The 22,905-nt window shown below is 69.4% G+C and carries 24 protein-coding genes and 1 pseudogene; 15 read left to right on the forward strand and 10 right to left on the reverse strand.

Annotation, left to right across the window (positions count from 1 at the left end):
- Positions 1–10: 10 nt before the first annotated feature.
- Positions 11–469, forward strand: a complete 459-nt coding sequence (locus KBX08_RS22590; protein ID WP_210785411.1) for a hypothetical protein — start codon at positions 11–13, stop codon at positions 467–469.
- 499 nt (positions 470–968) lie between these two features.
- On the opposite strand, the gene KBX08_RS22595 is transcribed toward KBX08_RS22590, so the two are convergent.
- The 4 genes from KBX08_RS22595 to KBX08_RS22610 are packed head-to-tail and all read right to left on the reverse strand — an operon-like array spanning position 969 to position 5,958.
- Complete coding sequence (locus KBX08_RS22595; RefSeq protein ID WP_238690064.1) at positions 969–2,903, reverse strand: Na+/H+ antiporter NhaA; 1,935 nt, start codon at positions 2,901–2,903, stop codon at positions 969–971.
- 43 nt (positions 2,904–2,946) lie between these two features.
- Positions 2,947–4,452, reverse strand: coding sequence for a tripartite tricarboxylate transporter permease (locus KBX08_RS22600; protein WP_210785413.1), 1,506 nt, complete (start codon positions 4,450–4,452; stop codon positions 2,947–2,949).
- Positions 4,453–4,472: 20 nt separating this feature from the next.
- A complete protein-coding gene (locus tag KBX08_RS22605; RefSeq protein WP_210785414.1) occupies positions 4,473–4,934 on the reverse strand; it encodes a tripartite tricarboxylate transporter TctB family protein in 462 nt (153 codons plus the stop codon).
- A gap of 1 nt (position 4,935) precedes the next feature.
- Positions 4,936–5,958 (reverse strand): tripartite tricarboxylate transporter substrate-binding protein, encoded by a 1,023-nt coding sequence (locus tag KBX08_RS22610; protein WP_210785415.1) that lies wholly within the window; start codon positions 5,956–5,958, stop codon positions 4,936–4,938.
- Positions 5,959–6,103: 145 nt separating this feature from the next.
- On the opposite strand from KBX08_RS22610, the gene KBX08_RS22615 reads away from it, so the two are divergent.
- Both KBX08_RS22615 and KBX08_RS22620 read left to right on the forward strand, forming a co-directional pair.
- Positions 6,104–6,787, forward strand: a complete 684-nt coding sequence (locus KBX08_RS22615) for a response regulator transcription factor (RefSeq protein ID WP_210785416.1) — start codon at positions 6,104–6,106, stop codon at positions 6,785–6,787.
- A gap of 4 nt (positions 6,788–6,791) precedes the next feature.
- Positions 6,792–8,213, forward strand: a complete 1,422-nt coding sequence (locus tag KBX08_RS22620) for a HAMP domain-containing sensor histidine kinase (RefSeq protein ID WP_210785417.1) — start codon at positions 6,792–6,794, stop codon at positions 8,211–8,213.
- Between the two features lie 24 nt (positions 8,214–8,237).
- Here the strand turns inward: KBX08_RS22620 and KBX08_RS22625 are convergent, their stop codons facing one another.
- Positions 8,238–9,182 (reverse strand): TAXI family TRAP transporter solute-binding subunit, encoded by a 945-nt coding sequence (locus KBX08_RS22625; protein ID WP_210785418.1) that lies wholly within the window; start codon positions 9,180–9,182, stop codon positions 8,238–8,240.
- Between the two features lie 180 nt (positions 9,183–9,362).
- Here KBX08_RS22625 and KBX08_RS22630 point away from each other — a divergent pair, with 180 nt between their 5' ends.
- Genes KBX08_RS22630 through KBX08_RS22645 form a run of 4 tightly spaced genes read left to right on the forward strand, consistent with a single transcriptional unit; the run spans position 9,363 to position 11,695 of the window.
- Positions 9,363–9,806, forward strand: coding sequence for a YbaB/EbfC family DNA-binding protein (locus tag KBX08_RS22630; RefSeq protein WP_247669867.1), 444 nt, complete (start codon positions 9,363–9,365; stop codon positions 9,804–9,806).
- Positions 9,793–10,161, forward strand: coding sequence for a type VII secretion target (locus KBX08_RS22635; protein ID WP_210785419.1), 369 nt, complete (start codon positions 9,793–9,795; stop codon positions 10,159–10,161). Before KBX08_RS22630 ends, KBX08_RS22635 begins: the two co-directional genes overlap by 14 nt.
- Positions 10,158–11,351, forward strand: a complete 1,194-nt coding sequence (locus KBX08_RS34760; protein ID WP_210785420.1) for a WXG100 family type VII secretion target — start codon at positions 10,158–10,160, stop codon at positions 11,349–11,351. The genes KBX08_RS22635 and KBX08_RS34760 overlap by 4 nt, the downstream gene beginning before the upstream one ends.
- The gene (locus KBX08_RS22645) at positions 11,351–11,695 is read left to right on the forward strand and encodes a hypothetical protein (protein ID WP_210785421.1); all 345 of its coding nucleotides are present in this window, start codon (positions 11,351–11,353) and stop codon (positions 11,693–11,695) included. The genes KBX08_RS34760 and KBX08_RS22645 overlap by 1 nt, the downstream gene beginning before the upstream one ends.
- A 68-nt stretch (positions 11,696–11,763) precedes the next feature.
- Here KBX08_RS22645 and KBX08_RS22650 read toward each other — a convergent pair whose 3' ends face one another.
- Together KBX08_RS22650 and KBX08_RS22655 are read right to left on the reverse strand one after the other, a co-directional pair.
- On the reverse strand, positions 11,764–12,015 hold the full coding sequence (locus KBX08_RS22650) for a hypothetical protein (protein ID WP_210785422.1): 252 nt from the start codon (positions 12,013–12,015) through the stop codon (positions 11,764–11,766).
- Positions 12,012–12,314 (reverse strand): DivIVA domain-containing protein, encoded by a 303-nt coding sequence (locus KBX08_RS22655; RefSeq protein ID WP_210785423.1) that lies wholly within the window; start codon positions 12,312–12,314, stop codon positions 12,012–12,014. Before KBX08_RS22655 ends, KBX08_RS22650 begins: the two co-directional genes overlap by 4 nt.
- Positions 12,315–12,542: 228 nt before the next feature.
- Between KBX08_RS22655 and KBX08_RS22660 the strand changes: the two genes are divergently transcribed.
- Both KBX08_RS22660 and KBX08_RS22665 read left to right on the forward strand, forming a co-directional pair.
- Positions 12,543–13,430: a helix-turn-helix transcriptional regulator gene (locus tag KBX08_RS22660; protein WP_210785424.1), complete on the forward strand. Its 888-nt coding sequence runs from the start codon at positions 12,543–12,545 to the stop codon at positions 13,428–13,430.
- Positions 13,423–13,626 carry a DUF397 domain-containing protein gene (locus KBX08_RS22665; RefSeq protein ID WP_210785425.1) on the forward strand — a complete coding sequence of 68 codons (204 nt, stop codon included), beginning with the start codon at positions 13,423–13,425 and terminating at the stop codon, positions 13,624–13,626. The genes KBX08_RS22660 and KBX08_RS22665 overlap by 8 nt, the downstream gene beginning before the upstream one ends.
- Before the next feature lie 370 nt (positions 13,627–13,996).
- Here KBX08_RS22665 and KBX08_RS22670 read toward each other — a convergent pair whose 3' ends face one another.
- Positions 13,997–14,344, reverse strand: a complete 348-nt coding sequence (locus tag KBX08_RS22670; RefSeq protein ID WP_210785426.1) for a hypothetical protein — start codon at positions 14,342–14,344, stop codon at positions 13,997–13,999.
- A 1,009-nt stretch (positions 14,345–15,353) separates the two neighbouring features.
- On the opposite strand from KBX08_RS22670, the gene KBX08_RS33965 reads away from it, so the two are divergent.
- From KBX08_RS33965 to KBX08_RS22690, 4 genes are all read left to right on the forward strand, one after another.
- On the forward strand, positions 15,354–15,683 hold the full coding sequence (locus KBX08_RS33965) for an aldo/keto reductase (RefSeq protein WP_307850608.1): 330 nt from the start codon (positions 15,354–15,356) through the stop codon (positions 15,681–15,683).
- A 297-nt stretch (positions 15,684–15,980) separates the two neighbouring features.
- Complete coding sequence (locus KBX08_RS22680; protein WP_210785427.1) at positions 15,981–16,316, forward strand: nucleotide pyrophosphohydrolase; 336 nt, start codon at positions 15,981–15,983, stop codon at positions 16,314–16,316.
- A 194-nt stretch (positions 16,317–16,510) separates the two neighbouring features.
- Complete coding sequence (locus KBX08_RS22685; protein WP_247669868.1) at positions 16,511–18,364, forward strand: DUF2075 domain-containing protein; 1,854 nt, start codon at positions 16,511–16,513, stop codon at positions 18,362–18,364.
- A 73-nt stretch (positions 18,365–18,437) separates the two neighbouring features.
- Positions 18,438–19,274: an aldo/keto reductase gene (locus KBX08_RS22690; protein ID WP_210785429.1), complete on the forward strand. Its 837-nt coding sequence runs from the start codon at positions 18,438–18,440 to the stop codon at positions 19,272–19,274.
- Between the two features lie 146 nt (positions 19,275–19,420).
- Here the strand turns inward: KBX08_RS22690 and KBX08_RS22695 are convergent, their stop codons facing one another.
- Positions 19,421–20,638, reverse strand: a complete 1,218-nt coding sequence (locus tag KBX08_RS22695; RefSeq protein WP_307850609.1) for an alkaline phosphatase family protein — start codon at positions 20,636–20,638, stop codon at positions 19,421–19,423.
- A 69-nt stretch (positions 20,639–20,707) separates the two neighbouring features.
- Positions 20,708–21,634, reverse strand: coding sequence for an AraC family transcriptional regulator (locus tag KBX08_RS22700; RefSeq protein WP_210785430.1), 927 nt, complete (start codon positions 21,632–21,634; stop codon positions 20,708–20,710).
- Positions 21,635–21,737: 103 nt separating this feature from the next.
- Here KBX08_RS22700 and KBX08_RS22705 point away from each other — a divergent pair, with 103 nt between their 5' ends.
- Both KBX08_RS22705 and KBX08_RS22710 read left to right on the forward strand, forming a co-directional pair.
- A complete protein-coding gene (locus KBX08_RS22705) occupies positions 21,738–22,568 on the forward strand; it encodes an NAD(P)H-binding protein (protein ID WP_210785431.1) in 831 nt (276 codons plus the stop codon).
- Positions 22,569–22,660: 92 nt separating this feature from the next.
- Positions 22,661–22,905 (forward strand): annotated as a pseudogene (locus KBX08_RS22710) (hypothetical protein); the annotation flags it as partial.

The raw sequence follows: 22,905 nt of genomic DNA on the forward strand, positions 1-22,905 counted from the left end.
ATTCTTCGCCATGGTGTACGCCATCCGGCCCCTGCAGAACCGGCTCGGCCGTCCCCTCCTGCTGGTGGCGTCCCTCGTTCTCGCGCTCGTCGGCATGGCGTGGCTGTCGCGCATCTCGACAGGCTCCAGCTACTTCCCGGACGTGCTGCTGCCGCTGCTGGTGATCGGAATCGGCCAGGGCATCGCGATCATCCTGATGACCCAGGGCGGCGTGGCCGGAGTCGAACCGCAGGACGCCGGCGCCGCGTCCGGCCTCGTCAACGTCGCCCACCAACTCGGCCGCTCACTCGGCATCGCGATCCTCACCATCGCGTACACCCGTGCCAGCTCCGCCACCGACCCGACGGCGGGCTTCCACGCGGCCTTCGCTGGCGCGGACGTCTTCTTCCTGATCGCCCTGGCCCTCGCGGTCGTCGTGGCCGTCGCCGGCCGCCGCGCCAGTCGGCTGGCCGCTCTCCCCGCCGCCTGAACGCCCCGCGCTGCCTGGGGCCGCGAGTGCTGCCGGGCTCCCGGCGGGCCGGGCTGAGGCGTGCGGGGCTGCGGGGCTGCGGGGCTGCGGGGCTGCGGGGCTGCGGGGAGCGTGCGGCGCTGGACCGTGTGGACCCTAGGGCTGCGGGCGCGGGCTCCCGCAGGGGCGGGCTCCGGAGCCCGGGGCTGAAGGGCTGTATGGGTTGGCGCGCTGCCTATGGAGCTGATGCCGCAAACGATTCGCACCCTCTGTGTGCCGCGGTGATGTCGCAAACGATTCAGCTCCAAAGGCGCCGACCAACACCTCCGCACCCCGCGACGCGGGGGCGGGATCGGACGTCACGGCGGCGGACCCCGTTGATCCGGCGACGCCGCGACTGCCGGACGGTGAGCCAGGTGTCCACCCGTACCCGTGATCGTGGCGGCGCCGCCGACGGCCGGGAGCTGACCACGGCGCCCGTCGACCACCTGGCCCGGTGACGACCGCACGGGCCGCGCGGTCAGCTCGCCGGACCGGCCTCACGGCGGCCGGGATCCCGAGGGTGGTACTCGGGGCGGAGTTTCGCGCTCGCGAACGCCGCCTTCACCGCCGCCGAGAGCGCGGCGATGTCGTACGCGCCGTGGTGCCGCCGGCCGTTGATGAAGAAGGTCGGGGTGCCGGTGACGCCGCTGAGGTCGGCCGAGTCGACGTCCTCGGCGATCCGGTCCACGCCCATCCGCTTCACCATGTGCTCCCGGAACCCGTCCAGGTCCAGGCCGAGCTGTTCGGCGTAACCGAGCAGGTCAGTGGGGTTGAGAGCGTCCTGGTGGGCGAGCAGCAGGTCGTGCATCTCCCAGAACGCGCCCTGCTCCCCCGCCGCCTCGGCGGCCTCGGCCGCGAGTTGGGCGTGCGGGTGGACGTCGGTGAGCGGCAGGTGCCGCCAGACGTACCGGATGTTGGCGAAGTCCGCCAGCAACTCTCGGACCGCCGGCTCGGCCTGCCCGCAGTAGGGGCACTCGAAGTCGCCGTACTCCACCACCGTCACCGGCGCCTCAAGCGGCCCGCGAATGTGGTCGCGATCCGCGTCGACCGGCAGCATCAGGTCGACGATGCCCTCGGCGACGCCCAGCAGCGCACGGGTCCGCCGCGCCGGCGAGAGCCGTCCGACGGAGCGGAACACCAACCACGTGACGAGGGACGCGCCGAGCGTCGCCACGAGGATGCCGAACTTCGCCTCGTCCAGGGCCGGGCCGCTCAGGGCATGGGTGGCGATCAGGAGCGCGACGGTGAAGCCGATGCCGGAGATCGTGCCGACCCCCGCGACGGCAACCCACCCGACGGGCGGCCGGAACCGGTTGCCGCTGAGCCGGGTCACCAGCCACGCGGTGGCCAGGATCCCGGCCGGCTTGCCGACGACGTACGCGACCACGACCCCGAGCGTGACCGGAGAGGTCACGGCCCTGGTCAGCAGGTCGCCGTCGATCACGATGCCGACGTTGGCCAGCGCGAAGAGCGGCACCACCACGTAGCTCGCCAACGGGTGGTAGAGCGTCTGCAACCGCTCGTTCGGCGACAGCGCCGAGGTGAGCCCGGCCCGAGCCATCCGGGCGAGTTGCGGGGTGGGCTGCTCTCGGAAGAGGCGGAACTGGTCGCTGGCCCGCTGCAGGTCGCCTCGGCCGGGAGCGTAGGCGTAGGTCAGCAACCCCATCACCAGGCCCACCGCGACCGGGTCGACACCGGACATCGAGACGGCGAGCCAGGCCGCCACCCCCAGCAGCGCGTAGACCGGCCCGAACCGCACCCCGAAGCCCCGGACGAGCAGCACCACGCCGAAGATCGCCGCCGCGACGATCAGCGCCGTCAGCGAGGGGTGATGCGGGTACGCGATGGCCAGCACCGCGATCGCCACCACATCGTCGACGACGGCGACGGTCAGCAGGAAACCCCGCAGCCGTTCCGAGAAGCGTGGCCCGAAGACGGCCAGCGCGCCGAGCGCGAGCGCCGTGTCGGTGGCCATCACCGCGCCCCAGCCCGCCGCGGTGGTCTGCCCGGCGTTGATGGCGAGGTAGATCGCGATCGGCACGAGCATGCCGCCGACCCCGGCCAGCATCGGCAACGCCAGGCGACGCCGCTCCCGCAACTCGCCGATGTCGAACTCGCGGCGCAACTCCAGCCCCGCCACCAGGAAGAAGAACGTCATCAGGCCGCTGTTGATCCAGGTACGCACGTCATGTGCCACCTGCCAGTCGCCAAGTTGGATCGAGAAGGAGGTCTCCCAGACCGACTCGTACGACGATGCGCTGAGGTTCGCCCAGACGAGGGCCGCCACCGCGCCGATCAGCACCACCCGCGCGCCGCCGGTCTCGGTACGCAGGAACGAGCGCAGCGGGGCGTTGAACCGCCGGTCCCAGACGGTCCGGCTGGTCCAGCGCCGGGGCGTGTTGTCGCTCGTCACGGGAACAATCTTCGTCGACCTGACCGTCACGTGGTCCGGATTGCTACTCATCCTCCGCGAAGACGACAGCGCGGCGCCGGCGGATCGTCGGGAGGACGGCGACGACGAGCGCGACGACGGCCAGGGCCAGCAGCGCCGCGGAGATCGGTCGGGTCACGAAGACCGACGGGTCGCCACGGGAGATGATGAGCGAGCGGCGCAGGTTCTCCTCCAGCAGCGGGCCGAGGACGAAGCCGAGCAGCAGGGGCGCCGGCTCGCAGCCGCACTTGATCAGGATGTAGCCCAGGATCCCGAAGAACGCGATGGCGTAGACGTCGTAGGCGTTGAAGTTCAGTGAGTAGGTGCCGATCGCGGCGAACAGGATGATCATCGGGAAGAGCACCTGGTACGGGATGCGCAGCATGCGCACCCAGAGGCCGATCAGCGGCAGGTTCAGCAGCAGCAGGAGCACGTTGCCGATCCACATCGACGCGATCAGGCCCCAGAACAGCGCCGGCTCGTCGTTGATGACATTCGGGCCCGGGGTGATGCCGTGGACGATGAACGCGCCGATCATCAGTGCCATCACCGGGTGGGCGGGCAGGCCCAGGGTGAGCAGCGGAATGAACGACGTCTGCGCGGCGGCGTTGTTCGCCGACTCGGGGCCGGCGACGCCCTCGATCGCGCCCCGCCCGAACTCCTGCGGCCGCTTCGAGATGCGCTTCTCGACAGCGTACGAGGTGAACGAGGCCAGCACGTGGCCGCCGCCGGGCAGGACACCGAGCGCGGCGCCGAGACCGGTGCCCCGCAGGATCGGGGCGATGATGCGACGCCGGTCCTCGCGGGTCGGCCAGAGGTTGGTCACCTTGCTGACGATCGCCGTGCGGGTCTGCTCGTTCTCCAGGTTGCGCAGGATCTCGGCCACCCCGAACAGGCCCACGGCGACCGACACGAAGTCGATGCCGCCGTACAGCTCGCGCTGCTCGAACACGAAGCGGGGCGTTCCGGTGTAGATGTCCTGGCCGACCGTACCGAGCAGTACGCCGAGCGCGATCATCGCCAGTGCCTTGAGCGCGCTGCCCCGCGCCAGCGCGATCGACACGATCAGGCCGAACAGCACGAGTGAGAAGTAGTCGGCCGGGCCGAACCTCAACGCGACACTGGCCAGGGGCGGGGCCGCGGCGGCCAGCGCGACGGTGGCGACCGTACCCGCGACGAAGGACCCGATCGCCGCAGCCGCCAGAGCAGGGCCTGCCCTGCCCTGGCGGGCCATCTCGTGCCCGTCCAGCGCGGTGACCGCCGCTGACGACTCACCGGGCAGGTTGATCAGGATGGCGGTCGTCGAGCCGCCGTACTGTGCCCCGTAGTAGATGCCGGCCAGCATGATCAGCGCGGTGACCGGCTCGAAGCTGAACGTGATCGGCAGCAGCATCGCCACGGTGGCCGTGGGCCCGATGCCGGGCAGCACACCGACCGCGGTCCCGAGCAGCACTCCCACGAAGCAGTAGAGGACGTTCTGGACCAGCAGGGCCGTCGAGAAGCCCAGCGCGAGGTTGTCGAGGAGTTCCATGCCTCAATCCGGATGCCCCGTCAGAAGCCCAGCCAGGGGCCCCACAGCGGGATCCGCAGCTGAAGTCCGACGACGAAGATGAGCGTGCTGGCCACCGTCAGCCCGGCGGCCACGGCCACCGCCGTGAGCAGCCGCACGCGGGCGCTGGCCAGGGTGGTGAGCAGTGCGGTCACCGCCGTGGTCGGTACGAACCCGAGTCGCCGGATGGTGAACCCGAAGAACAGGACCGCGAGCACGATGACGGCGACCGCCCGCCACGGGACCGGCCCGAACGAGATCACCTCACCGGCGACGAGCCCCTTGCCGGCGATCGCCAGGCCCAGGGCGACCACTGCCGCGCCGACCAGCAGCGGGAAGGCGCCCGGGCCCATCCGGGTCGGGGTGCCCAGCTCGTAGCCGAGCGCCCCCACCACGAATGCGCCACCGATCAGGACGAAGATCCCCCCGGCGAGGACGTCCGGTAACGACCGACGGCGCTCCACCTCAGGACACCTTGACCCCGGAGTCGGCGATGATCTTCGCCCAGGTGCCGAGCTGTTCGTCGAGCTTCGCCCGGTGCGCGTCCGGGGTCGCGTCCTGGGCCGGGACCGGCGCGGTGCCCAGCTTGGCCATCTGGTCGATGACCCCCTGGTCGGCCAGCGCCACCTTCAACGCCTCGGACAGCTTCTGGACGATCTCCGGCGGGGTGTCGGCCGGAACGTAGAGACCGTGCCACACGCTGACCTTCAGCTGCGGCAACCCGGCCTCGGTGGTGGTGGGCAGGTCGGGAAGGCTCTTCACCCGCTCGGGTGTGGTGACCGCGTACGCCTTCACCTTTCCGGCGGCGATCTGGCCGCTGGTGTTTGTCGTCTGGTCGCACATGAAGTCGACCTGGCCGCCGACGAGGTCGGTCAGTGCGGGACCGGTGCCCTGGTACGGCACCTCCTGGAGCTTCACGCCGGTAGTGCTCTGGAACAGCAGACCGCACAGGTGCGACGCGGCGCCGATGCCGGCGTTGGCCAGCGTGACCTTGTCGGCGTTCGCCTTCACGTGGGTCACCAGGTCCTGGAGCGTCGCGGGCGCGAAGTCCTTGCGGGCGACGATCGTCATCGGCACCTCGGTGACGAGCCCGACCGTCTCGAAGTCCTCCAGGGGCTTGTAGCCCAGGCTCTTGTAGAGGGCGGGCGCCGTCGACATGCCGATGTGGTGCATGAGCACCGTGTAGCCGTCCGGCTTGGCCCGCGCGACATCGCCGGCACCGACAGTGCCGCCGGCACCCTCGACGTTCTGGACGACGATCTTGCCACCGAGCTTCGCGGCCATCGGCCCGGCGATCATCCGGGTGACGGTGTCCGTCGGGCCACCCGCGCTGAACGGCACGACGATCGTGATGTTCTCGTCCGGGTACTTCGCGGCGTCCCCTCCTCCGGCGGCACCCCCGTTACCCGAACAGGCGGCGGCGAGCGCGACGGCACCGATCGCGGCGATCATCCGCGCGGTGGCCCGGTACCTGCTGGTCGTTCGCATACGGCGACCTCCCCATCAACGCATGGACATCCCTCGGCGCGTTAGTGGCCCTCAGTCTCGGCTGGTCGGGGCCCGGATGGTGTCAGAAAAATCCCAAGAACCCGGGCCGGCACGAGCACCGGTCCGGGCCGTAGAATTCGCCGGTATGCGGATAACCGTCATCGAGGATGACGACCGCGTGGCGCGGGGTCTGGTGACCGTCCTGACCCAGGCGGGCTTCGAGGTCCACCGCGTCGCCACCGCCGCGGATGCCGAGCGCGCCGGGCCGTCCGACGTGGTCCTCGTCGACCTGGGTCTCCCCGACGGCGACGGGCTCGACGTGATCCGCAAGTTGCGCGACCACCCGCAGACCGCCGTGATCGCGGTGACCGCGCGATCCGAGGAGCACGAGCGGGTCCGCGGCCTGCGCGCCGGTGCCGACGACTACATCGTCAAACCGTTCGGCATCCCCGAGTTGCTCGCCCGGATCGAAGCCGTCCTGCGGCGCACCCGGGCCGCTCGTGCCCTCGGCCAGACCGACGAGCCGCTCGTCCTCGGCCCGATGCGGATCGGCGTCGGCACCCGCGAGGTCACCGTCGACGGCGTACTCGTGCCGTTGACCCGCAAGGAGTTCGAACTGCTCCTGCTCCTGGCCCGGCGGGCGCCCAACGTGGTCAGCCGCGACGTCATCCTCGACCAGATCTGGGGCGCGTCCTGGGAGTCGTCGAGCCGCACCCTGGACACCCACATCGCGGCGCTGCGGCACAAGCTGGGGCCGGACGTGGTCATCCGGACCGTCCACGGCGTCGGCTATCGGCTGCTGGCCGACCAGCCGGAGCTGATCGGCTGACCGCGTGCACCGCCGGCTGCTCGTCGTCCTGGTCCCCCTCGCCGTGCTGCTCGTCACGGCGCTCGGGGTGCCGCTCAGCATCACCGTGGCCGAACGGGAGATGCAGGAGACGTACGTCAACCGGCTCAACGACGTCGGCCGGTTCGCCTCGCTGGCCGAGACCGCGCTGTCGACCGGCCGCACCGAGGCGCTACAACAGGAGCTGACGCGGTACCACGAGCTCTACGGCATTCCGGTCGCGCTGATCGACACGTCGGGCGCGGTGCTGCTCGGGCCGGCCGACGCGTACCAGAAGGCGGCGCGCGCCGAGGCGGCGTTGCCCCGGACCGTGACGGCGGCGCTTGCCGGTGCCCGTTCCGAACCGTCCTGGGAGTGGGCGCCGTGGGACGACTCCGCACTCGTGGTGGCGGAGCCGGTCGGCCGGGACAGTGAGGTCGTCGGCGCCGTCGTGACGATCTCCGACCTGTCCCGCACGCGCGAGCTCATCCTCGTACGCTGGGCCCGGCTGGCCGGTCTCGGGCTGCTGCCGTTGCTCGCGTTGACGGCCGTCGCCTGGCCGGTGTCGGCGTGGGTGCTGCGGCCGGTGCGCAAACTCGACGCGGCGACCTCGCGGATCTCCGAGGGCGACCTGACCATCCGCGCCGACGCCGAGGCCGGCCCTGTCGAGCTGCGGCGGCTGGCGCGGTCGTTCAACTCCATGATGGACGCCGTCGAGAACGCCGCCCAGCGACAGCGCGCTTTCGTCTCGGACGCGTCACACCAGCTACGCAACCCGTTGACCAGCCTGAGGCTCGCGGTGGAGAGCCTCGCGCCACACCTGCGGTCCGACGGCGACGGGCAGCAGGTGTACGACGTCGCCGTCGACGAGCTGAAGGCGATGCAGCGGATGCTGAACTCGCTGCAGGCCAGCGCGCGGATGGAGAGCCTGCGGACGGCGTCGCCGGTGGACCTCGACGAGGTGCTGGCGACCCGGGTGGACCGGTGGCGTGCCCTGACCGCCACCGCCGGGCAGAGCCTGACTGTCGACGTACCGCCGGGGTTGCGGTTGCTGGAGCCGCCGGGCGGTCTGGGCAGCATCCTGGACGAGCTGATCAGCAACGCGCTGCGGCTGTCCGGCGCGCAGGTCGTGGAGGTGACCGCGCGGGTCGTCTCCGCTGGTCCCGGCACCGTCACGGTCGCCGTCCGCGACGACGGCCAGGGCATCGACGTGTCCGAGCGGGCCCAGGCGCTGCAACGGTTCTGGCGCTCACCTCGGCACCAGAACGTTCCCGGAACCGGCCTGGGGCTGGCGATCTGCGCCGATCTCATCGGGGCGGCCGGCGGTGAGCTGCGGCTGGAGGAGGGGTTGCCGCGTCCGGACGGGTCCGGGCACGGGCTGGCCGCGGTGGTGGTGTTGCCGGTCGCACCCGCGTCGACGCCGGCCTGACAACCTCCGTTCCCGGTGACCGGGTCAGCGTTTGCGGTCGCGGAACCAGGCCGCCGCGCCCGGGTGGAGCGGGACCGATGCGGTGGAGATCCCGGTACGCACGTTGATCTGCCACGCCTCCGGAAGGGCCTCGGCGTCGTCACGGCCAGCGGAGGTGATCGCCCCGGTGTGCCGGAAGACCGTGTCGGTGATGGCGTAGACCAGGTCGTCAGGCAGGTCGTCGCGCGCCAGCAGCACGTTCGGTACGGCGACGGTGCGCGTCGCCGGGACGCCGGCGTAGGCAGCCGCGTGGATCATGGCCGGGGCGTAGGGACCCGGGTACGCCGTGAAGAGCCCGTCGGCCTGCGCCTCCAACGGAATCAGCCGGATCGGGTGCCGCTGCGCCAACTCGGTGATGGCGGGCGTCGGGACGCCGGTCAGCGAGAACATCGCGTCGATCGTGCCGTCGCGCAGCGCCGCCGCCGACTCGGCCTGGCTGAGATTCTGGCCGTCGGCTTTGAGCGGGCCGAGCTTCAGGACCCGCAACGACGTGAACTCCGTGCCCGAGTCGTGGGCACCGAGGGACACGTGTTTGCCCTCAAGATCCCGAAACTCGTCGATCGCCGAACCGGCCATGACCACGAGATGCAGATGACTGTCGTAGAGCCGGCAGATCGCCGACAGCCCTCCGGGCGCGCTCCCGTCGCTGGTGATCAGCGCGTCCAGGCTGGTCAGCCCCAGGTGCACCTCGCCGGCCCGCAACATCCGGATGTTGTCGGTGGACGCCCCGCTCGGCACTGTGGTCACAGTGGCGCCCGGCACCTGCTCGGAGATGTGCTCGGCCAGCGCCCCGCCGATCCGCCGGTAGACCGCCCCCGCCGGCCCGGTCGCCAGTCGCAGGTGAACCGGGTCCGCCTCAGGCCGCCGCGAACAGCCGACGAGCAGCCCACTGCCGGCCAGCAACATCGCCCGCCGACTGAACCGCGTCATGCCGAGATGATACGGACGCCACGCCCTGCTGCGTCGATCTTGCAGTTTCAGTCGTCGAGTTGCGGGACTCTGCGTCATTTGTCGCGACAGTAAGTGCAAGATCGCGCAGAGGGGGTCCGGTCTTGTCGCCCATCCCGAGGGGGCATGCACGCAGCGCCACTGGTTGGTAGCGTGCCGGTGATGTCGCCGGTTGCCGCCGGCAGTGGTCCCCTGGGGAGGGTCGACGTGTGGGCGGACGACGCTGCGCTCGACGCGGCGGAGCGCCGGCTCGACGAGTGGGAAACGTCGCTCGCCGAGCGGGCGGCACGAGCGAAGACTCTGGCGGCGACGATGCGGGACCTGACCGGCACCGCCCACAACGCCGCTCGGACTGTCGACGTCACAGTCGACTCGGCCGGCCTGCTGATCGACCTACGGCTCGACGAGCGCGTCCGGCAACAACCCGCGGCGCACACCGCTCGGCAGATCCTGGAGACCACCACTGCCGCGCGCGCCGACCTGCTCCGACAGGTCAGCGACGCAGCCACCCAGTCATTGGGTGACGACGCGAGCGCTCAGGCCATCATCGACTCGTACCGCAGCCGGCTCCTACCCGACCAGGGATCGAACGATGCCCGCCGGTGACGACATCCAGGTCGACCCGGACGACCTGACCGCCCACGCCGCACGCCTCGATCGCTGCGCCAGCAGCCTCGACACCGCTCAGCAGGCAGGCCAGCACGTCCGGTTGGGCACCGACGCCTACGGGCAACTCTGCGCGATGATGCCGGTGCTGCTCGACGGCCTGCAACGGAACTTGGTCGACGGCATCGGCACCGCCGCAGCGTCGGTACGGGACACCGCCGGCAAGCTGCGGGTCGGAGCCGACCGCTACCGCAGCTCCGACGCCCACGCCAAGCAGCTACTCGACAGGGTGCGGCAGCAGGGGCGCGACGGGGTGCAGCCGCACCAGCGCGATGGGGTGCGGCAGCGCCCGTGACGTCGAACCCGCTCGTCGCCGCCGGTGCGGACACCCCACCCAGCGCCTGGGCCGGCGTGTGGATCTGCGAGGACATCGAACTCATCGCCCAGGGCGTCCGCACCGGCAGTTGGATCGACGGCAGCCTCGGCGTCGTGAGCGCCGGCCTGGACGCCCTCGCCTTCGTCTCCGACCCGGTCGGTGCCCTGCTCCAGTACGGAATCGCCTGGCTCATCGAACACGTCAAGCCGCTCAGCGAAGCGCTGGACTGGCTCGCCGGCGACCCAGCGCAGATCACCGCACACGCCCAGACCTGGCGCAACGTCGCCGGGTCGCTCCGCGACGAAGCCGCCGAACTGGCTCGCGGCGTCCGCACCGACGTCGCCGGCTGGGGCGGCAGCGCCGGGCCCGCCTACCGGGCCTGGGCCGCCGAACAGCAACAGGCCATCACCGGCCTCGCCCAGGGCGCCGACACCATGGCCGCGATCACCGAAGGCGCCGCCGGCCTGGTGGCCGCCGTCCGACTCCTGGTCCGCGACGCCATCGCCACCTGCGTGTCCCGCATCATCGTGTACGCGGGAGAACTCCTCATCACCGGTGGGCTGGCCGCGCCTCTGGTCGTGGAGCAGGTCACGACCTTGGTGGCGTCGTGGGGGGCGCGGATCGCACGGTTGTTGCGGGGGCTGTTGGTCAGCCTGCGACGGCTGATTCCGGAGGTGCGCCGGCTCGGCGACCTCATCGACAAGCTCGAGCAGGCGTTGGGCCGACTCCTGAAAGGTGAGTCGCCGCCGAGCCGGAACAGACCGGAGCCTGAGCCGCCTCGCGAGACCCCAGGCCATACGGTGACGGAGCAGCAACGAGTCCACGATCTCGGCATGGATCCGGCCACCGGGAGATTTCGTCCGGGCGAGGCGGAGACGGCGGTCCGGTTGGAGCACGAAGCGGGCGTGCGCCTGCAGCGCGCTCCCGCGGACTCCTCTGCCGACTGGGTCGACGAGGCCGGACGGACCTACGATGCGGTTGGCAACTTTCCGGGCCAGTTCTTTGACCGCCAGTGGCCGCAACTGCAGTATCAGATTGAGCGACATTTAGACAAAGCAGACCTGGTGCCGGTTGACGTCGCGAAGTTCAACCCGGAACAGGTGGCCCGCATCGAGCAGTTCATTACGGACCGGAGCCTCGGTCCGCGAGTATTCATCGTGGGGAAATAATGGCTGGCCTCATCTTGCTGAAACCCGGCGTCGACTGGACCGCGACCGGAGGGTTGTTCGACTGGACGCTGGAGTTCCTGATCTCCCGCCTCTCGGACAGGCAGACCGCCAACCACCTGCAGGAGATCGTCGACAACAACCTCGGCTCGTTGTGGATCGACGACCTGCCCGCCGCCGCACAGCAGGAGATCGTCAGCCACTGGCGCAATGGGCTGGTGGCGGCTGGGGAGCAACAACTGCCGGAGACTGAGCACAAGGTCGACGTCATTCGCCATCTGCAGGAACTGGTGGACGCGACCTACTCAGCCGGATTTGCGGGTTCTAGCGACCCCGGTAGCCAATGACGCCGTGCCGGTGGGGCTACCGATTATGGAAGTCGCCGTGAATCGGGCGATCCTGGATGTTCGGTACGTCAGCGGCGTAGGCGGCGGGAGCAGGCGCCATCGTGGCCGTCGCGGAGCAGGCAACGCCGGCCGACTACCATCGGCAGGTCGCAGAAGACCCGGTGCCGGACGAGCTGATGGTCCTCTTCGGAGACGGTCGTCTCCCCCGGGTCGGTCATCGGCAGCACCAGCATCCAACGGCCGATGACCCGGGCCAGGCGCTGCGCGGCGGGCAGGTCTGTGGCGACGACGGGCAGGTGGATGACGTACCGCTGGCTCATCTGTCCTGGCCCCGCTCGTTGCGGGCGCGGGCCTGATCGGTCTGCCAGCGACGCAGCCCGGCCTTGATCCGGGCCGTCTCGCGGCGGCTCTCGGAGAGAGCGGCGTAGACAGCGGCCATGTCGACGGCGACCCGGTCGAGGAAGGCGTACACGTCGTCAGGTTTCAGGCCGCGACGCCCGAGCCCGACGGGCGGGAAGCGGCGCTCACGCACCTGCCACGGCAACAGGCTTGCGTACGCGGCGGAGCGGCAGGTCGCACCACCGCTCGCCGTCCCTGGTCGCTGGTCTCTGGCGTTCATTTCTGCCTGCCTTCCTGACACGGGGGCGAGGGTGCTCGGGGAAGCACGGCGGCCGTTCGAGGGACCGGACGGCCGCCGTGCTGTGATCAGCCTGCGACACTCCGGAGTGGAAACGCAACGTTCTAAACCGCAATTTCGCTGTTGTGCATTGACTTTCTTTGCTGAAACCCGTAGGAGTTGCAGGAGCAGGTCACGCAGTGTTGCGTGCTGGAACCAGGGAGTGCGCGGATGCCCGAAGACATCGGATCGACCGTGCCGCGTCGGCAGCTCGGCCGGCTGCTGCGGCAGTTCCGCAACGAGGCCGGCGTGACGCTCGACGCCGCAGCCGAAGCCCTCGAATACAGCCGGCAGAAGATCTGGCGCCTCGAATGCGGCCAGGGCTCGGTCCGTGTCCTTGACGTCAAGGCGATGTGCGAGCTGTACGGGGTGTCGCCCGAGATGACCGAGGCGATGCGCGGGCTGGCCGTAGAGACGAAGTCGAAGGGCTGGTGGCACGCGTACGGCGATGCAGTGCCGAGCTGGTTCGAGCTTTACGTGGGCCTGGAATCCGCAGCCGCCCACCTTCGCGAGTACGGCGAAAACTTGATCCCCGGACTGCTCCAGACCCGTGCCTACGCACTCGGTCTTTTCCGACCCACGAGCCGGTTGAGCACCGAGGAGCGCGAGCGGGCGGTTGAGGTACGGCTGCAGCGTCAGATCCTGCTCACTCGTCGGCTTCCACAGCCGCCGCACCTGGATGCCGTTCTCTCGGAAGCGGTGCTACGCCGTGTCGTCGGCGGTCCGACCGTGATGAGTGAGCAGCTCGCCCGCCTGCTCGAAGCATCGGAGCTGCCCAACGTGTCGGTTCGTATCGTGCCGCTCGCGGCAGGGCCACATCCCGGTGCGGTCGCAGGATCCTTTGTGGTCTTGGAATTCCCGGCCACGAAGGGCGGACGAGCCGCACCGGAACCGTCGGTCGTCTACAGCGAATCGCTGACCGGGGCGCTCTACCTCGACAAGCCAGACGAGCTTCGGGCCTATGAAGACGTCTGGAAGGGTCTGGATGCGCTCGCCCTCGGTCAGGCAGACTCAAGGGACATGATCAAGCGAATCGTCGGGGAGATGTGGCATGACTGACCTGACCAGCGCCGTCTGGCGTAAGAGCACCCGCAGCGGCGACAACGGTGGAAACTGCGTCGAGGTCGCCACCAACCTCCCTGGCACTGTCGCCGTCCGCGACTCGAAGGATTCCACCGGACCGCTTCTCACCTTCACCGCCCAAGCGTGGGCGGACTTCATCGCGGCCACCAGGCGCGACGGAAGGGCCAGTTAGTTCGCCTTCACCGATCGTGCATGGAAGCAATACGAGTCCTGCTCCCACCGGCCACCATTCACGCGCAAAGTCCGGCGTCGATACGACTGCGCGGTGCGGCTCTCCGCTGATCGGCTCGAGGGCGCGCACAAGCCACAGATCGCCGTACGCCGCAGCGTCCTCGTCGGCAAAGGCTCGGCCCGCTGCTGCTGTCCACGCTGACGAGTAGCAATCGGTTGGGGTAGACGCTGCCGTCGTCACCTCGAAGGTCCGGGCGAGGGTTAGCCGCGAGCTCGCCACAGCAAGGCTACGACGTCATGGTGTTTGTGAGATGACGACCGATGTAACCGACGTACACCTTGCCGTCGACGGCGGATGCGTCGAAGAAATGTCAACCGGCCCGGTAGGAGAGGTAGTAGCCCTCGTACGGCCAGCTGTGGAAGTTGTTGAGCTCGGACGCAGCGCCGGTGCAGTCGGAGGTCCGGTAGCCCGAGACGGAACCGAAGCCGTTCCAGCCGATCGCCCAGATCGCCTCGGCCGGGACCGGGCGGCAGATACCGTCGGGCGTGGCCTGCCTGCCTACGATGATCTGCGTGTAGGCCTGGTAGAAGACGAGGCCGGTGTCGGGAACCTTGAGCGTCTCGACAGCGGCTGCGGGCGACGCCGGTATCGTCACGGCCAGTGTGGTGATCAAGGCGGCGGTGAGACCCGCAGCGATTCGGCTGGTAAATCTGCGCATGAGCTTCCCTTCCTAACGGTGTTCAGGGCGGGACCGGAGCTCGTTCAGCCCAGGGATAGATTTATTTGTATCGATTATGTTCCCCGTGTCAACCAACCCGCCGCTGATCGCTGTCGCTGAGCGGCCCGAACGCAGAGCTGGCTGCGAGCCGGTCGCCTGCCACCCGAGTCGCGGGGCGTTCGGAGGTGGCCGGATCGGCCGGCGGCCGGGTTCCCGGCTGGCGCCCTGCCGTCAGTGACCGTAGGCGCCACGGCCTGCGGTGCGGGAGCAGCTCGTCGCCCTGACCCCTGGCCGCCGACCGATGGTCCTGCTGTCGTCGCAAGCTGCGGCGATCGTGTCGCATCGCCCACCTTGCTGCGAATGATGCGGCCGTCCACCTGGGCGGTAGCGCAGGTACTTGACGGTGCAACTTTCCGGCGGTAGCTTGAATTAATTCATTCTCTTCAATGGAAGTAGGTAGCCGTGCTGTTGAAACCCTTCGCCATCGCCGGGGTCATCGCAGGTGTGCTAGCTGTTGCCCCTCCTGCCTCGGCGGCACCCCAGTCGGGGGCCGGCGTCTACCCGCCCGGGAACTGCCAGCCGGGCACATTCTGCGTCTGGCCCCACTGGGACCACCCGAACGGGGTTCCTACGGCGACTCCGTCCCTGGTGACCACCACGGAGTGGAGCGGCAACATCACGGGTTTCAACTACTACAACTACACGAACCGGAACGCCGAGATTAGCTGGTCGTTCACCACCCAAGGAATGACTCTCACCGGCACGGACTGTGCTACTCCTGGTGACGGGTTCTTCTACGTTCCCATGACCGTGACGAAGGTGAGTTGGCGGACGCACGTCTGCTGAATCCCGCCGCTTTCTGCCTTCCCGGATTCGGTGCTTCCGCTTTCCCGGTGCTCTTCGTACCGGGACGACCACCGGAAAGCGGGCGCTCCGCCCGCCGCGATGGATCTCCCGAGACCGAACGGCGTTCCGACCCGCTGAAGGGTGGGTCCTCGACTGACGGGCGATCACCCGGAACCGGCGCGACCGGATTGACCTGTATCTGATCCACTGGCCGAACCCGAAGGTCGACCTGTACGTGCAGGCGTGGCGGGCGCTGATCGAGGCGCGCGAGCGTGGCCTGGTTCGGCACATCGGGCTCTCCAACTTCCTGCCCGAGCACATCGAGCGGCTGGTGGCCGAGACGGCCCCTGATGTTGACGAGATCCGTCAACACGCGCTCCTAACCGGCCACAACAGGGTCCCCTTCGGTGCTGTCCTCAGTAACTTGGACCAGCGAGGGGCCGCTCCGGTTGAGGCACCCAGTGGCGATTGTCGGCATCCGTCCGGGAAATGAGCTGCTCGGTCATCTCCACTGCGGCCTCCTACCCGTCGTTACCAGCGCGGCACGCCTTCGCCTGCACCGGCTAACCCCACCCGACACCCGAAAGCCAACACCGTAGCCAAACCCTCACCACAGGAGTCATCAGAGCCCAGCCCTCGCCCACCTTATGAGGGCCAGTCAGGAGGCCGGACCAAGCCTGCAACCGGCCCGTTCCTTACAACAAACCCCAATGACAACGGTCAGTAGTCACTTCGTTGCACGGATTCCTCAGTGCCCGGCGGTACGCGTCAATCTGCGATGCTCCGGGTCATGGACGACCTGACGGGCCGCGTACGGGCATTCGCGGAGGAACGGGACTGGCAACAGTTCCACACGCCCAAGAACCTGGCCATGGCGCTCGCTGGCGAAGTCGGTGAGCTGATTGCCGAGTTCCAGTGGCTCACGCCGGAGCAGTCTGCGACGGTCATGGCTGACCCGGACGCGGGTAGCCGGGTGAGGGCCGAGATCGGCGACGTCATGATCTATCTGACTCGGCTCGCCGACGTGCTCGGCATCGACCTGACAGAGGCGGCTCTGACCAAGCTCGAGGAGGTAGCCCGCCGCTACCCCGTTGAGCAGGCTCGCGGCTCGGCGGCGAAGCGGTAGCCGCGGGCAGCGTCAACATGGCGCTCAGTTGATCTCTTCGCTACAGTCCATCACGTAGAAGCGCGTCACGACGGGCTTCCGGCGGCTGCCGGACACGCCCCCCATGCGCACGATCACTTCGTGCTGCCCGGGGGCAAGTGTTGTCAGCGTTCCGTACGTCTGCCGATGGTCTGCTACGCCTGAGCGGCACCGGCATGCTCGCAGACAGGATCGTGGAGCAGATCGGGCGCAACGTGAGCCCGGCTGAACGTCGTTCCTGGTCGCACAGCCTCGCCGTGCTGGGGCAGGATCTCGCCGACGCGGGCCTGGGCCAGGTGGAGATGTTGGTCGAGTATCAGTTGCCGCTGACCAGCAAGCGGGTGGACGTGGTGCTTGCCGGTGTGGACCCTCGGACGTCCCAGGACTCCTACATCGTCGTCGAGTTGAAGCAGTGGTCCCACGCCGAGTCCCACGAGGGCTCAGAGAACCTCGTGGCGGTGGAGCACGCGCGTGGCCCACGGCTCCACCCCGGTGTCCAGGTCGAACTCTACTGCGAGTACCTGACGGACTTTCTCGGCATCCTCACCGAGCAACGGAACCCGGTCCGTGGGGCGGCGTACCTGCACAACGCGACCGACCGTGACATCCGTGATCTGTTCGATCGCAAGGCGACCGAGCAGAGCCGGATCTTCACGAAGCAGCGGCGGGGCCAGTTCCTCGATTACCTACGCGCTCACCTCGCCCCGGCCCCTGGTGCTGGCGCGGCTGATCGTTTCCTCACCAGCTCGGTTCGGCCCAGCCGACATCTGCTGCGCTACGCCGCCCAAGAACTGAAGGATCGTTCGCGCTTCACGCTGCTGGATGAGCAGCGCGTAGCGTACGAGTTGGTGTTGCACGCCGTGGAGAAGGCGCGGTCGGCGGACCGAAAGTCGGTAGTGGTCGTCTCGGGCGGACCGGGCAGCGGCAAGAGCGTGATCGCCCTGTCGGTGCTCGGCGAGTTGGCGCGCCAGAACCGCTCCGTCATGCACGCCACGGGCTCGCGGTCGTTCACGCAGACCTTGCGTAAATACGCCGGCACGGGCTCGACCCGATTGAAGAGTCTGTTTGGCTACTTCAACAGCTTCATGTCCGCCGAACGCAACGGTCTGGACGTCCTGATCTGCGACGAGGCGCACCGCATCCGGGAGACCTCCGTCAACCGGTTCACGCCGAAAGCTAGGCGGGCGGAGGCCCGTTCGCAGATCGACGAACTCATCGCCGCGGCCCGGGTGCCCGTCTTCCTGCTCGACGAGCACCAAGTGGTGAAGCCGGGCGAGTTGGGCAACGTCGAGGTCATCTCGTCGTACGCGAAGCAGCTCAAGCTTGACGTCGAGGTTGTGTCCTTGCACGGCCAGTTCCGCTGCGGCGGCAGTGAGACGTACGAGGGTTGGGTCGTTGACCTGCTCGGTCTCGATGGCGGCGAGCCGTCGGTCTGGACCGGCGACGGGAAGGTCGACCTACGTTTCGCCGATTCGCCAGAGGAAATGGAAGCCTTCCTCGCCAGTAAGCAGGTGCCCGGTGTGACCGCCAGGATGTCGGCCGGGTACTGCTGGCCGTGGAGCGATCCACGTCCGGATGACAGCCTGGTGCCGGACGTGCAGGTAGGCGGTTGGTCGCGACCCTGGAACGTCAAGAGTGACCGCAGCGTCGGCGAGGCGCCAGGCAGCGCGTTCTGGGCCACCGACCCGAACGGTTTCGGCCAGGTGGGCTGCGTCTACACGGCGCAGGGCTTCGAGTACGACTGGTCGGGCGTCATCGTCGGGCCGGACCTGGTCGCCCGGGACGGCCGGTTGGTGACACGACGCGAGGAGTCGAAGGATCCAGCGTTCCGCAGCCGCAAGGCGGTCAGCGACGCCGAAGCAGATCTACTGATCCGCAACACCTACAAAGTCCTGCTGACCCGCGGGATGAAGGGCACGATCATCTACTCCACCGATCCCGAGACGCAGGAGTACCTTGCCTCGATGGTCAAGGTGATCCGGCCCGTCGAGACGGTCTACGAGGCGGCAACCGACGCCGACCTGAGCTGATCGACCGGTTGGTCTCGGCGGCCCAATCCGTGCGGGTAGGGTCCAGTCACGGTCGACGAAAGGTAGATCAACCATGACGATTCCCCATCTCACGGCGGCCGACGGCACCACCCTGCCGGCGATCGGGCTCGGCACGTACCGGCTGAACGGCTCGGCGGGTGTCGACGCGATCGGTCAGGCGATCAGGGCGGGCTACCGGTTGATCGACTCGGCGGTGAACTACGAGAACGAGGGCGCGGTCGGCCGGGCCGCCCGTTCGGCCGGTGACCTGCGGGACGAGCTGGTCGTCACCTCGAAGCTGCCGGGGCGGCACCACCGCTACGACGAGGCGCTGACCACCATCGAGGAGAGTGTGTTCCGCACCGGCCTCGACCGGGTCGACCTGTACCTGATCCATTGGCCGAACCCGAAGGTCGACCTGTACGTGCAGGCGTGGCGGGCGCTGATCGAGGCGCGGGAGCGCGGCCTGGTTCGGCACATCGGGCTCTCCAACTTCCTGCCCGAGCACATCGAGCGGCTGGTGGCCGCCACCGGGGTCGCCCCGGTGGTCAACCAGATCGAGGTGCACCCGTACTTTCCGCAGCAGGAGGCGCTCGACTACCACCGGGAGAACGGCATCCTGGTGCAGGGGTGGAGCCCGCTCGGCCATGGCAACGACCTGCAGCAGCATCCCGTCGTCGTGGAGATCGCGACCGCGCACGGCGTCAGTCCGGCGCAGGCGATCCTCGCCTGGCACGTGGCCCGTCAGGTGATTCCGCTGCCCAAGGCCGCCTCCCCGCAGCGGCAGGTCGAGAACCTGGATGTCTTCGGCATCAAGCTCACCGACGCGCAGGTCGAGGCCATCACCGCGCTGGGCCGCCCGGACGGGCGACTCTCCGACCAGGACCCGGCGGTGTACGAGGAGTTCTGACCGCCCCGACCATGCTCGGCCAGGACCACGGAACGTGACGTCTGAGGGATCGGACGCAGTGATGAGCATGATGACTGTGAGGCATCACGCTCATCACCACATCGCCGGGCTGATCCACCGCGCTCGGACGTCGGCGTGACGAACGCTTAGACGAGCCCGCCGAGGGCCGGGTCGCTGATGCTGTCCTTGCCGTTCTCGACATGACCCGCGCAGCGGTACGCGAAGTCGGCGTCGCCCGCGACGGAGACCGTCAGGTCGTACCAGCCGTGGGTGCGGGCGAGCGCCCAGGTGACGCGCTCGGTCTCGCCGGGGCGCAGCGACAGCGTGACCGGGCGGGCGTTGTACCCGTCCCGGACGGTCACCTCGACCCGCTTCGATCCGCGGTTCTTGAGCGTGAGGGCCAGCTTGTAGTCGCGCTCGTCGTAGGCGGGGGTGACGTCGAGGTGGGTTCGACCGTCGGTGAACCGGCGGAAGAAGCCGTTCGGCCCGTGCACCGACAGGTCGTACCCGGAGGTGACCGGCCAGGTGTCGGTCAGGTGCTTGCCCGGCTCGACGGTGTAGCTGCGCGGGGCGTCCGCACTGCCGGCCTGGCGGACCTGGAAGACCGCGGCGACCCCGCCGGAGTTGCGGAAGTCGATCCGGAACGAGTCGTCGCCGCGGTGCCCGTCCGCGTGCAGGGTGTACGGGATCGGCCGCGCCGGGCGTACGCGGTGCTCCTGCTTCGGTAGCCGCTGGTCCGCCGGCGGGACCGGCACCTCGTCGGGGTGCCGGACCAACTCCTCGGGCTTGAAGTCGTCGGTGTCGGGCAGCCTGACCTCGCGTGAGCGGTTCGGGTGCCGGAAGTCGAAGGCCGTGGTCAGGTCGCCGACGACGGCCCGCCGCCACGGGGTGATGTTCTGCTCGATCAGGTCCGGGCGGCCGTGCCCGAACCGCGCCTCCAGGAACTTGATCAGTGAGGTGTGGTCGAAGACCTGGGAGTTCACGTAGCCGCCGCGCGTCCAGGGCGAGACGATGACCATGGGCACCCGGATGCCGAGGCCGTACGGCCCGGCCGGGTGGTCGGCGTCGCCGGGGAAGATCTCGTTGGTGGTCGGCACTGTCGACTGCCCGTGCTCGCGGGTCTGCGGGGGCGTCGGCGGGACCACGTGGTCGAAGAAGCCGCCCTCCTCGTCGTAGGTGATGAAGAGCGCCATCTTGCTCCACACCTCGGGGTTCGAGGCGAGGATGTCGATGACCTGCGAGATGTACCAGGAGCCGTACGCCGGCTCCCAGTTCGGGTGCTCGGTGTACGCCTCGGGCGCGGTGATCCAGGAGACCTCCGGCAGGCGTCCCGCCTCGACGTCGGCGCGGAAGTCGGCCAGCAGCGCCTCCGGGGTCGCGGCCCTGCGTCCTGACCTCCGTGCCGGTCTTCGCCTTGTCGGGAGGAGTACCGGTCACGCCGCCGTGGCGTCGACCCGGGTGAGTCGTCGATGCCCGCTCGGGCTCATGCCGTGCACGCGTTTGAAGGCCGCGCTGAAGCCGAACGCGTCCGCGTACCCGAGGTGACGTGCCACGGCGGCGACCGTCGCTGTCGATTCGGACAGCATGTCGGCGGCCACTGTCATGCGCCAGTCGGTCAGGTAGGTGAGCGGCGGCTCGCCCACCAACGCGGTGAACCGTTTGGCCAGCGTGGACCGGGACACCCCGGCCTGCGCGGCCAGGCTGGCCAGGGTCCACGGCCGTCCCGGCGCGTCGTGCATGGCGCGCAGCACCGGACCGACAGTGTCGTCGCTCAGCGCGCGGTACCAGCCGGGCGCCTCGGCCTCCGGCTGGTCGAACCAGTCGCGCACCGTGCACACCAACAACCAGTCCAGCAGTCGGTCCAGCACGACCTGCCGTCCGGGCCGACCCGCGTCGAGTTGGGCGTCCAGGTAGTCGCGCAGCGCGGCGCAGTCCTGGTCTTCCGGCACGACGAGCACCGGCGGCAGCGCGTTCAGCAACCGCTGGGGCACCCGACCCCGGACGTGGTACACCCCGACCAGCAGCACGAGACGGTCGGTGTGGTCCGTGCCGGCCGGGTCGACCACCCCGGTCTGGCCGCGCCGGACGTCCCGCACTTCCCCGGGCTCGAAGCTCAACCGGGGCTCGGCGGAGAAGACGAACGGCGCCGGCCCGCGTACGGTGGCGGCCTCGCCGACGCGGACCAGGCGAGGCTTGTCGCTCTCCGGGTGGGAGATCCAGCCCTCGCCCCGCATCGGGACACAGAGCGTCAGCGGGGCGCCGTCGGTGAACCGCAGCGCCCACGGCGGCGTCAGCACCGACCGGCCGAAGGCCGCGCCGTCGGCGTGCACGCCCCGCAGCAGATTGTCGAACGGGTCCATGTCACCGACGATAGATCGCGGAGGATGGACCGCGGACGATCGGACATGCCTGGCGTACGACAGGACATGTCCCGCCCGCAGCCGGGCGCGTTGACTCGTGGTCATGACGACTGACGCACCTTCGACACTCGTGATGGCCGGCACCGGCAAGACCGGTCGTAGGCTGGTCCAGACGCTGCGGGCGGCGGGTCGGCACGTCCGGGCCGCCTCTCGCTCGGGTGAGGTGCGGTTCGACTGGTCGCGGCGGGACACGTGGCGGCCGGCCCTGGCGGGCGCCTCGGCGGTCTATCTGCTCGCCCCGGAGGACCCGGCGCCGGCCACCGACTTCGTGACCCAGGCGGTCGACTCGGGTGTCGGCCGGATCGTGGCGCTCTCCGGCCGGGGGATCGACCGGGTCGGTGACTTCTCCCCCGGCATGCTCGCCGCCGAGGAGGCGGTGCGGAAATCCGGCATCGAGTGGACGATCATCCGGCCGAACAACTTCAGTCAGAACTTCAGCGAGGACCTGTGGCGCCAACCACTGCTCGACGGTCGGCTGGCCCTGCCGATGGGCGCCATGCCGGAGCCGTTCGTCGACGCCCAGGACGTCGCCGACGTGGCCGCGACGCTGTTGACGTCGCCCGGTCACCACGAACAGGTGTACGACCTGTCCGGTCCTCGTGCGCTCACCTTCGCCGAAGCGGTGGCGACGATCGCCCGAGTGAGCGGCCGTTCGATCCGCTACGTGGAACTCACCCCGGAGCAGTACCACGCCGAACTGCTCGCCGAGGGTTGTCCGGCGGAGACGGCCACGGCGCTGAACGCCCTGTTCGCCGGGATGCGGGCGGGCCATCTCGCCGAACCGACCGACGGGGTACGTCGGGTTCTCGGGCGGGACCCGCTCGACTTCGACAGCTACGCCGCCCAGGCCGCGGCGGCCGGCGCGTGGTCGTAGTCCGCCCGGCGGGCGGCATGAGCGGCGGCGTGAGAGCGGCGTAACAGGTGATCTGCCCGCCTACCGCGAGTACCGCGACGTACCGTGAGATCGTGCCGACGAGAGAGATACTCACCAAGGCCGACCTCGCCGAACTTCGCCGCTCGGCGCTCGGGACGGCCGATCCGCTCGGTGTCGCCGCCGACCTCGCGGAGGCCGCCGAGCAGGGCCGGCTGGAGGACCCGGACGACGCCGGGGACGCGCTGACGCTGGCCGCCGAGATCGCGGAGATCCGGGCCAGGCCCGAGGCCGCGCTGCGGTACGCGGAGCAGGCCCTGGCGGCGTACCCGTCCGGCGA

The sequence above is a fragment of the Micromonospora sp. H61 genome, assembly GCF_018070325.1.
GTDB lineage: Bacteria > Actinomycetota > Actinomycetes > Mycobacteriales > Micromonosporaceae > Micromonospora > Micromonospora salmantinae.

Bases quoted from the DNA above. Each gene is read 5' to 3' on its own strand.
- KBX08_RS22590 (WP_210785411.1), top strand. From the start codon at position 11: ATGGTGTACGCCATCCGGCCCCTGCAGAACCGGCTCGGCCGTCCCCTC.
- KBX08_RS22600 (WP_210785413.1), bottom strand. From the start codon at position 4,452: ATGGAACTCCTCGACAACCTCGCGCTGGGCTTCTCGACGGCCCTGCTG.
- KBX08_RS22610 (WP_210785415.1), bottom strand. From the start codon at position 5,958: ATGCGAACGACCAGCAGGTACCGGGCCACCGCGCGGATGATCGCCGCG.
- KBX08_RS22615 (WP_210785416.1), top strand. From the start codon at position 6,104: ATGCGGATAACCGTCATCGAGGATGACGACCGCGTGGCGCGGGGTCTG.
- KBX08_RS22625 (WP_210785418.1), bottom strand. From the start codon at position 9,182: ATGACGCGGTTCAGTCGGCGGGCGATGTTGCTGGCCGGCAGTGGGCTG.
- KBX08_RS22630 (WP_247669867.1), top strand. From the start codon at position 9,363: ATGTCGCCGGTTGCCGCCGGCAGTGGTCCCCTGGGGAGGGTCGACGTG.
- KBX08_RS22635 (WP_210785419.1), top strand. From the start codon at position 9,793: ATGCCCGCCGGTGACGACATCCAGGTCGACCCGGACGACCTGACCGCC.
- KBX08_RS22645 (WP_210785421.1), top strand. From the start codon at position 11,351: ATGGCTGGCCTCATCTTGCTGAAACCCGGCGTCGACTGGACCGCGACC.
- KBX08_RS22650 (WP_210785422.1), bottom strand. From the start codon at position 12,015: ATGAGCCAGCGGTACGTCATCCACCTGCCCGTCGTCGCCACAGACCTG.
- KBX08_RS22655 (WP_210785423.1), bottom strand. From the start codon at position 12,314: ATGAACGCCAGAGACCAGCGACCAGGGACGGCGAGCGGTGGTGCGACC.
- KBX08_RS22660 (WP_210785424.1), top strand. From the start codon at position 12,543: ATGCCCGAAGACATCGGATCGACCGTGCCGCGTCGGCAGCTCGGCCGG.
- KBX08_RS22665 (WP_210785425.1), top strand. From the start codon at position 13,423: ATGACTGACCTGACCAGCGCCGTCTGGCGTAAGAGCACCCGCAGCGGC.
- KBX08_RS22670 (WP_210785426.1), bottom strand. From the start codon at position 14,344: ATGCGCAGATTTACCAGCCGAATCGCTGCGGGTCTCACCGCCGCCTTG.
- KBX08_RS22680 (WP_210785427.1), top strand. From the start codon at position 15,981: ATGGACGACCTGACGGGCCGCGTACGGGCATTCGCGGAGGAACGGGAC.
- KBX08_RS22685 (WP_247669868.1), top strand. From the start codon at position 16,511: ATGCTCGCAGACAGGATCGTGGAGCAGATCGGGCGCAACGTGAGCCCG.
- KBX08_RS22690 (WP_210785429.1), top strand. From the start codon at position 18,438: ATGACGATTCCCCATCTCACGGCGGCCGACGGCACCACCCTGCCGGCG.
- KBX08_RS22700 (WP_210785430.1), bottom strand. From the start codon at position 21,634: ATGGACCCGTTCGACAATCTGCTGCGGGGCGTGCACGCCGACGGCGCG.
- KBX08_RS22705 (WP_210785431.1), top strand. From the start codon at position 21,738: ATGACGACTGACGCACCTTCGACACTCGTGATGGCCGGCACCGGCAAG.